Annotated in this window: 7 protein-coding genes and 1 other annotated feature; of the genes, 5 read left to right on the top strand and 2 right to left on the bottom strand. The window is 39.0% G+C overall.

The annotated features are described in order from the left end of the window. The coding region (locus SAY88_RS23980) for a hypothetical protein (protein ID WP_332634911.1) at positions 1-192 on the bottom strand (192 nt) is incomplete at its 3' end. Between the two features lie 1,467 nt (positions 193-1,659). After that, positions 1,660-2,622: a YaaC family protein gene (locus tag SAY88_RS23975; RefSeq protein WP_332634909.1), complete on the bottom strand. Its 963-nt coding sequence runs from the start codon at positions 2,620-2,622 to the stop codon at positions 1,660-1,662. A gap of 135 nt (positions 2,623-2,757) precedes the next feature. Between SAY88_RS23975 and guaB the strand changes: the two genes are divergently transcribed. The 5 genes from guaB (at position 2,758) to serS (ending at position 8,995) form a co-directional block, all read left to right on the top strand. Continuing rightward, entirely contained in the window at positions 2,758-4,215 is a 1,458-nt protein-coding gene (gene guaB / locus SAY88_RS23970; protein WP_332634908.1) for an IMP dehydrogenase, read from the top strand. Between the two features lie 175 nt (positions 4,216-4,390). Continuing rightward, on the top strand, positions 4,391-5,728 hold the full coding sequence (locus tag SAY88_RS23965) for a D-alanyl-D-alanine carboxypeptidase family protein (protein WP_431308917.1): 1,338 nt from the start codon (positions 4,391-4,393) through the stop codon (positions 5,726-5,728). 192 nt (positions 5,729-5,920) lie between these two features. Next, positions 5,921-6,805 (top strand): pyridoxal 5'-phosphate synthase lyase subunit PdxS, encoded by an 885-nt coding sequence (pdxS, locus tag SAY88_RS23960; protein WP_034634174.1) that lies wholly within the window; start codon positions 5,921-5,923, stop codon positions 6,803-6,805. Positions 6,806-6,836: 31 nt separating this feature from the next. After that, on the top strand, positions 6,837-7,415 hold the full coding sequence (gene pdxT / locus SAY88_RS23955) for a pyridoxal 5'-phosphate synthase glutaminase subunit PdxT (RefSeq protein ID WP_332634904.1): 579 nt from the start codon (positions 6,837-6,839) through the stop codon (positions 7,413-7,415). A gap of 1 nt (position 7,416) precedes the next feature. After that, positions 7,417-7,635: a binding site (T-box leader), on the top strand. A gap of 79 nt (positions 7,636-7,714) precedes the next feature. Beyond that, positions 7,715-8,995: a serine--tRNA ligase gene (gene serS, locus SAY88_RS23950; RefSeq protein WP_332634902.1), complete on the top strand. Its 1,281-nt coding sequence runs from the start codon at positions 7,715-7,717 to the stop codon at positions 8,993-8,995. Positions 8,996-9,634: the final 639 nt, after the last annotated feature.

The raw sequence follows: 9,634 nt of genomic DNA, 5'->3' as shown, positions 1-9,634 counted from the left end.
GCTCTTCAGCGCCGATGGTAGTTGGGGGCTTCCCCCTGTGAGAGTAGGACGTTGCCAGGCAGATAAAAGACAATCCATTGGATTGTCTTTTTTAGTATGCATAAACAGAATGCTGAAGGCGATGAAGAGCACTGTTCCGGAGGAACAGCATCTTCCTTGAATAAAGCCGATGGTTACAACGTGAAAAGACATCTTGAAACTGCTTCATGTCCCCTGTGAGACGAGCTGTTTCTCTTCGTAACACGACGTGAGAAACGTCGAAGAAAGAACATCATGCCCAATCACCCCCGTAGAAGAGAAATAGCGAGCCAGGACGTTGCCAGGTGTGGGCACGCTCGCATGAAAATAGGAGAGATGATGGGATAAAGCCGCCTATCGGTAGAGCGCCCCAAGGAACAGCATCCTCCTCGAATAGGCCGATGGTTTACTACATGAATAAACGTCTCGAATTTACTTCATGTCCCCCTGTGAGACGAGCTGTTTCTCTTCGTAACACAACGTGAGAAACGTCGAAGAAATAACATCATGGCTAATCAGCCCCGTAGAAGAGAAATAGCGAGCCAGGACGTTGCCAGGCAGGGCACGCTCTGCATAGAAATGGGAGAGACGGATATACGCTGCATAATAGTAGTGAGCCCGATTACAGAGTGCATCTAAGAAAAACATCGTGTCTTCCTAGTAGAATAAAAGAAGTGAGTCCGAACCCTTTCTCTTCGTAACACGACGTGAGAAACTTCGAAGAAATTACTCCATGCTCAATCATCCTCGTATAAGAGAGAAATGGGAAGCCAGGACGTTGCCAGGCGGGCACGCTCCGCATAGAAATAGGAGAGATGATGGAATGAAGCAGCATATCAGTAGCGTGCCAGAAGGAGTAAAACCTTCTTGGAATAGTTGCAACATGAGCAAACTTCTTGAATAACATCATGTCCCCCTGTGAGACGAGCCGTATCTCTTCGTAACACGATGTGAAAAATTTCTAAGAAGCACATCATGACCAACCATCCCTGTTGGATAGAAATGGCAAGCTAGGACGCGCCAGGAAGTTACGCTTTGCATCAAGATTGAAGTGATGGTCAGGGTAGCTCCATAGAAGGGGAGCCACTCAACAGGATATAACACTTTCGATAAAAAAAGAAGAGTTCTGACAGCAAATGGAGCAGTTTGGAAAGCAAATCCCCCAATTCCGACAGAATAACGCCCAACTTGGACAGAAAGGCTTTTACTCCCTCATTATTTTAAGATAATAGAACGGGATAACTATAGTAAACCAAGCCCTATACAAGAAAAAAATTGCTTGAAAAGTAGTTAATCCGTGTTGTTTACTTTAAGATGAGCTATGTTCTCTAGTCATTATGTGTTGTTATAAGTTAAAAGTAGTTAGCATTCAAATTAGCAACTTGTACTTAGGCAAACCAAACCTAATTGTTACACGTAAAAACTCTGCATAGTTTGATATATACCATACTTCAGAAGCAGGATAACCTAAACCTAAAATCACGTGTACTACTTCCTGAAAAACTCCTAGATCGTATCAATTTCCTTATATAGGAGGTGGCATATAAAGCTAGCCCCCTCGTAAATCATAACGTACCTATCTTTAAATAAAAGTATAGATCTACGCTTTACCTTTCTCATAACAGAAAAGGTATAGTCCCTTTAAACGCTATCAGGCTCTTCCAAAAAGCTTGATATAATCAACGGTATCTTCCGTTCAACCACATGTAAGTAATGGGAGATATACGGGAAGTCAACACCGTCAAACGTATGAATTAAATCCCCCCACCATTCCGCTTCATATCTGCATATCATGCTCAAGTTATATAGCAGCAAAAAATGAGTTGCTAGCTCTGGCAAAGAGTATACTTTCAAGTGCTCACGATCCTGGAAGAAATAAATGTTCCTATCACAGTCATATATCCAAGGGTTTGAATTCCAGAATGGAGGTAGGTGAGAACATGTTATTTGAACATTTTCTTTCGTTTCTGCTACTTTTACTTTAATTGATTTATCGGTAACTGTATTTGCCTCTACATATTGTTCAAATCGATTAACAGTCATATGATATCGATCTAATACGTTAGGAGGGAGCAAAATGGTTTTTTGCTTTAACTCTCCTTTAAATGATAGCGACTTATTAGTAAGGCGTTGAAATAATGGATGCATTTCAGCTATATGGTGGAAAAGTGTCACCATATGATATTTTTCGCCTTCCAAATGTTTCATGTGAAACATTTTGTCTAAAAAATGGGAAAAGAGTCCGTTTTTCTGGATTTTTACTTCATCGTCTAAAAAACGATAAGTAGATTTTTTTCTTTTTCGTGTTGTAACGCCATGTGCAAGGACTTGAGAATTCTCTGGATAGTTAGGGTCAACTGTTAAAATACATGCTTTTAATAGTTGTACAGCACCATAAAAAAGAAGAACAGGTTTTATTTCAATGGGAGCGTTAATTGCTTGATTGAAATATAATTGTCCGTGTTGTAAATGATACATAAAAGAAGAACAGACTTGATAACTCTTCGTTTTCAGTTGAGAAATCTGTTTTGCTTCATATTTTTCAGTTAAATATTTTCTTGAGTACGTAGCAGAATAAAAGGGTATAAATAAATCGTTCATCATTTAATTTTAACGCACCTCCTTTAGTTCTGTATATTCTAAAAAGTCGAACATTATATCCATTCTTGACAGTAGTTTGCCCACTTGATAAGCTACTAATAATATTTTTCGATAAAAATCGATTCGGGGAGGCAGAATATGTTGGAAAATAAATTTCAAAAAGAAGGTTTAACCTTTGATGATGTACTTCTAGTTCCAGGAAAGTCAGAAATTTTACCTCGTGATGTATCTGTAAAAACAAAATTGAGCAAGAACTTACAATTAAATATTCCAATTATTAGCGCAGGGATGGATACAGTTACAGAGGCAAAAATGGCTATTGCTATGGCACGTGAAGGTGGACTTGGAATTATTCATAAGAACATGTCGATTGAATTACAAGCGGAGCAAGTTGAAATTGTTAAACGTTCTGAAAGTGGTGTTATTACTAATCCTTTCTATTTAACAAAAGACCGTCAAGTTTTTGATGCAGAACACTTAATGGGTAAATACCGTATTTCTGGTGTCCCGATTGTTGATGAGAACCAAAAACTAGTTGGTATTATTACTAATCGTGATTTACGTTTTATTGAAGATTACTCCATTCAAATTGATGAAGTGATGACAAAAGAGAATCTCGTTACAGCACCAGTTGGTACGACTTTGAATGAAGCTGAGAAGATCCTTCAACAATATAAAATTGAAAAGCTCCCACTAGTTGATGATGAAGGCACGCTAAAAGGTCTAATCACAATTAAAGATATTGAAAAAGTTATTGAGTTCCCTAACTCTGCCAAAGATGCTCAAGGACGGCTTGTAGTAGGTGCTGCTATTGGAGTTTCAGCTGATGCTGATATTCGTATTGCTGCACTAGTAGAAGCCGGTGTAGATGCCATTGTGATCGATACAGCACATGGTCACTCTAAAGGGGTTTTAGATAAAGTTCGTGATGTTCGCTCACAATATCCAGATTTAACAATTATTGCTGGTAACGTTGCAACAGCACATGCAACTCGTGATCTAATTGAAGCTGGAGCAGATGTAGTAAAAGTAGGAATTGGACCTGGTTCGATTTGTACAACACGTATCGTTGCAGGAATTGGTGTTCCGCAGGTTACAGCGGTATATGACTGTGCATTAGAAGCACAAAAGCATGGTGTACCAATTATTGCTGATGGTGGTATCAAGTATTCTGGAGACATCGTTAAAGCACTTGCTGCAGGAGGACATGCAGTTATGCTTGGTAGCTTACTAGCAGGTGTTTCAGAAAGCCCAGGAGAACGTGAAATATATCAAGGGCGCCAATTTAAAGTTTACCGTGGAATGGGCTCGTTAGGAGCAATGGAAAAAGGAAGTAAAGATCGTTATTTCCAGGAAAATGCTCAGAAGTTAGTCCCAGAAGGAATTGAAGGTCGTATTCCTTACAAAGGACCGTTAAATGATACAATTCACCAATTAATTGGAGGAATTCGTGCTGGGATGGGGTATTGTGGAACAGCTACTTTAGATGACCTTAGAGAAAATGGTCAATTCATTCGTATTACTGGAGCTGGCTTACGTGAAAGCCACCCACATGATGTACAAATTACAAAAGAAGCTCCAAATTATTCACTTTAAAAAAAGAGAAAATGCTCATAATGGACAAAGTCCTTATGAGTATTTTTTTTACAAATAGAGATGAACACTCGTTAATCTTTGTAAAAAATAGTAAATAGATAGCATCATATGTATCTATTTTTTTTTTAGTAGATATGATAAAATTACCTCTATGTGAAAAGGTGGAGGGATAAAAGTGAATCAACTAATGTTTAAAAAGTCACTTTCAATCATGCTTATGATTGTTGTGGTTTTGACGTTTGTGATACAACCAATGAAAACAAATGCAGCTTTTGATTTACAAGCTGAATCTGCAATTCTAGTAGACGCTAATACAGGAAAGATTTTATATCAAAAGAATATAGATGCAATTTTACCAACAGCAAGTATGACTAAGATGATGAGTGAGTACTTGATTCTTGAAGCAATTAATGAGGGAACAATCTCTTGGAGTCAAGAAGTACCAATTAGCGAATTTGTAAGGAATTTATCACTTTATACTGCGTTATCAAACGTACCACTTAGGCGAGATCATTCATATACAGTTGAACAACTTTACCAATCTGTAGCAATTTATTCTGCAAATGCTTCAACGATTGCTCTAGCTGAATTAATTGCTGGTTCTGAAACGGAATTTGTTCGTATGATGAACGATAAAGCAGCAGAGCTTGGTTTAGAAGATTATGAATTTGTTAACTCAACAGGGTTGAATAATTCTGATTTACTAGGTAACCATCCTGATGGTACTGGTGAAAATGCTGAAAATATGATGTCTGCACGTGCAACAGCAAAGCTTGCATACCATTTAATTAATGATTACCCAGAGGTACTTGAGACGGCAAGTATTCCTACACTAACGTTTGAAGCTGGTCCAGATGAGCAAATTGAAATGCGTAACTGGAACTGGATGCTCTCAGGCATTGAGGCACAGCATGATTACCAAGGTGTTGATGGATTAAAGACTGGTTATACATCTGCAGCTGGTAATGCTTTTACGGGAACAGCTGAGCGTAATGGGATGAGATTTATTACTGTTGTTATGCGAACAGGTACACGTGATGATCGTTTTAACGAGACGGCTAAGTTATTAGATCACGGATTTAATAATTTCTCAAGTGCTGAAATTGTAGGCTCTGGTTATGCTCCTGAAGGGTTAGACATTCTTCCAGTAGCAGCTGGTAAAGAAAGAGAAGTAGCCATTTCTAGTGTCGAGCCATTAACTACTGTTATTCGTAATGGTGAAGAAGATTTATATGCGACTGAGCTTATCCTTGATAACAACGTATTAAATGAAGATGGAGAGATTGTTGCTCCATTTGAAGCAGGAGCAGAAGTTGGAACCCTCTCTCTTGTTTACACAGGAGAAGGAGATGAAGAGTTCCTATACCCGAAACAACGTGCAGAAGTATTAGTTGTGACAGACTCTGCTGTTGAGAAAGCAGGTTGGTTCTCCATGACAATGCGTGCGATCGGTGGCTTCTTCTCAGGTATTTGGAATGGGGTAGCTGATACAGTAAAAGGCTGGTTTTCATAAATAAAAACTAATAAAACGGATCCTTTTAGGGAACTGAAAAAGGAAAATTTTCTTTTTCAGTCCCTTATTTTGTAAAGGATCCGTTTTATGCTAAAATAAAAACTGAAAATTTATGCGAAAAAGCTCGTTTTAAGGTATACTAATGTAGGATAATCATTCAACTTTAGACGAACGGTATAGGAGGATATACAAATGAGTCAAACAGGAACAGACAGAGTCAAAAGAGGTATGGCAGAAATGCAAAAAGGTGGCGTCATTATGGACGTTATCAACGCTGAACAAGCAAAGATTGCAGAAGCTGCAGGAGCAGTTGCAGTCATGGCGCTTGAGCGTGTACCAGCTGATATCCGTGCAGCAGGTGGAGTAGCACGTATGGCTGATCCAACAATTGTTGAAGAAGTACTAAATGCAGTATCAATTCCAGTTATGGCAAAAGCGCGTATTGGTCATATTGTTGAAGCACGTGTGCTTGAAGCAATGGGTGTTGACTACATTGATGAAAGTGAAGTATTAACGCCTGCTGATGAAGTATTCCATTTGTACAAGCGTGATTTTACTGTACCTTTCGTATGTGGAGCACGTGATTTAGGAGAAGCGTCTCGTCGTATTGGTGAAGGTGCATCAATGATTCGTACAAAAGGTGAGCCTGGAACGGGGAATATTGTAGAGGCTGTACGTCACATGCGTATGATTCAAGGTCAAATCAATAAAGTTAAACAAATGTCTACGGATGAGTTAATGACTGAAGCGAAGAATCTTGGTGCTTCATTTGATCTTTTATTACAAATTAAAGAAACAGGTAAATTACCTGTCGTTAACTTTGCAGCTGGTGGTGTAGCGACTCCTGCAGACGCTGCATTAATGATGCAGTTAGGTGCTGACGGGGTATTTGTAGGTTCTGGTATCTTCAAATCAGACAACCCTGAGAAATTTGCTCGTGCAATTGTCGAAGCAACAACTCACTACGAAGATTATGCGTTAATTGCTGAGCTTTCTAAAGGATTAGGAACAGCAATGAAAGGTATCGAAATTTCGACTCTTAACCCAACAGAGCGCATGCAAGAGCGCGGCTGGTAATTTAAGCTTGGAATAAGGGAAAGGATCAGTAATGGTTAAAATAGGTGTACTGGCACTGCAAGGAGCTGTTAGAGAGCATGTGAACTGCTTAGAAGCTCCTAATACAGAAATAGTCGTAGTAAAAAAAGTAGAACAGCTCAATGATTTAGATGGTTTAGTACTTCCTGGTGGAGAAAGTACAACGATGCGCCGTCTTATTGATTTATATGGATTTTATGAGCCTTTAAAAGAGTTTGCTGCAGCAGGTAAACCAATGTTTGGGACATGCGCAGGTGCGATTTTAATGGCTGGACAAATTGAAGGACAAGATGAGGGCCATTTAGCTGTCATTGATATGAAGGTACAGCGTAATGCATTTGGGCGTCAACGTGAGAGTTTTGAGACAGATCTTCATGTAGCTGGAGTAGGTGAAGATATTCGTGCAGTCTTCATCCGAGCACCACTTATTTTAGAAGTGGGGGAAGATGTTCAAGTTCTTTCAAAGTATGGGGATGAAATTGTTGCTGCAAGGCAAGGTAACTTCCTAGCATGTTCTTTCCATCCAGAGCTTACAGATGACCATCGTTTTCATCAATTTTTTGTTTCAATTGTAGAAGAATTAAAACAATAAAGAAAATGCGTAGATAAGGATTAGTACATACAATGTGCTGTACAGAGAGCCGGTGGATGGTGCGAACCGGTCAGTGCTTGTATGGAATCCACCTTTGAGTAGAAGTATGAAATCTTCTCGGTAGGCAGCCGTTATTGCTAAAGTGGCATTTAGGTATTAGGGAAGTTTGCCCTAATACCTAGGCAACAAGGGTGGTAACGCGGGTGCTCTCGTCCCTTCTTTTACAGAAGGGGTGAGGGCTTTTTTTTATTCAGTAAAATTTGGTAGAATAGGTAAGATGAGACTAAGGAGGACAAGAAATGTTAGATGTAAAACGTTTACGAAAAGATTTTAATGATATAAAAACGAGGCTTGCTACAAGAGGTGAAGATATCTCTGGATTAGATCGCTTTGAAGAGTTAGATGAAAAGCGCCGTACCATTATTGTTGAAGTAGAGGAGCTTAAAAGCAGAAGAAATCAAGTATCTCAAGAAGTAGCGCAATTAAAACGTGAAAAACAAGATGCAGATCATTTAATTAAAGAGACAAAAGAAGTATCAGAAAAGATTAAGTCATTGGATGAACAACTGCGTAATACGGAAGAAGAGTTAGAAGGGATTCTTTTAACGATTCCTAACGTTCCGCATGAGAGCGTTCCTATTGGAGATACAGAGGATGATAATGTTGAAGTCCGTAAGTGGGGTGAGGTACGTTCTTTTGGATTTGAAACAAAAGCTCATTGGGATTTAGCAACTGATTTAGGAATCGTTGATTTTGAACGAGCTTCTAAAGTGACAGGAAGCCGCTTTGTCTTTTATAAGGGATTAGGGGCACGTCTAGAACGTGCGTTGATTAACTTTATGATGGATTTACATCAAGATGAGCATGGATATGAGGAAGTGCTTCCTCCATATATGGTGAATCGTGCAAGTATGACAGGTACAGGTCAATTACCTAAGTTTGAAGAGGATGCTTTTAAAATTCAAGATTTGGACTACTTCCTTATACCAACTGCAGAAGTACCGGTAACAAACTTACATCGCGATGAAATTTTAACGGCAGAACAATTACCTATTGCCTATACAGCATATAGTGCAAACTTCCGTTCAGAAGCAGGCTCTGCTGGACGTGATACACGTGGATTAATTCGTCAGCACCAGTTTAATAAAGTGGAACTCGTACGTTTCGTGAAGCCTGAGGAATCTTATGAAACACTTGAAACTTTAACAGGACATGCTGAGAAAGTACTTCAGCTTCTGAAACTTCCATACCGAGTATTAAGCATGTGTACGGCTGATTTAGGTTTTACGGCAGCAAAGAAGTATGATATTGAAGTATGGATTCCAAGCAATGATTCTTACCGTGAGATTTCTTCTTGCAGTAACTTTGAAGACTTTCAAGCACGCAGAGCAAACATTAAATATCGTCCGGAACCAAAAGCGAAACCAGAATTTGTTCATACATTAAATGGTTCAGGACTTGCAGTCGGACGTACAGTTGCTGCAATCTTAGAAAATTACCAAGAGGAAGATGGATCAGTTGTGATTCCAGAAGTGTTACGCCCTTATATGGGGAATGTTGAAAAGATTACGGTTAAGTAAATACGTAGAGACCGACTGCATGGGTGTGCAGTCGGTTTTTTAATGCTTCAAAATGAAGTGAATTACTAAAGCTAGTGGTCACTAGCTTTATTTTTTTGTTTATTAATACTATAAAATGCTAATGTTGTAATAAATAAAAAAGTTGAGATGGATAAAACAATTCCATTCCATGCTCCATTAAAAAAAGTAACATTGATGAGGGTCATGAAGTGCATTGAAATAATTATTAAGAGTAAGAGTGTCGTTGTTTTCAAAGAATCACACCTTTTAGTAAGTCTCTATATTAATGATATCGTAAATGAACAAAGTAAAGAAGTAGAAATGAGAAAGGTGCGAGAGCAAACATGTTAGCAATGGCTTCGCGCGCCGTGCGCCTTTTAAGAAGAGCGCTTAAAAGGCTTAAAAGATAACGGTGGCTATGTATATTGCTTCGATCATAAAGAAACGAAGTCAAAGAGTGGTCTATAGTCGTAGAGAGAGCGAACATGTTAGCAATGGCTTCGCGCGCCGTGCGCCTTTTAAGAAGAGCACTTAAAAGGCTTAAAAGATAACGGCGGCTATGTGTATATTGCTTCGATCATAAAGAAACGAAGTCAAAGAGTGGTCTATAGTCGTAGAGAGAGCGAACATGTTAGCAAT

The sequence above is a fragment of the Halalkalibacter flavus genome (assembly GCF_036663575.1).
GTDB classification, from domain to species: Bacteria; Bacillota; Bacilli; order Bacillales; family Bacillaceae_D; genus Halalkalibacter; species Halalkalibacter flavus.
The sequence above is the reverse complement of the archived record's forward strand: the minus strand, read 5'-3'. Positions and strand labels throughout refer to the sequence as shown.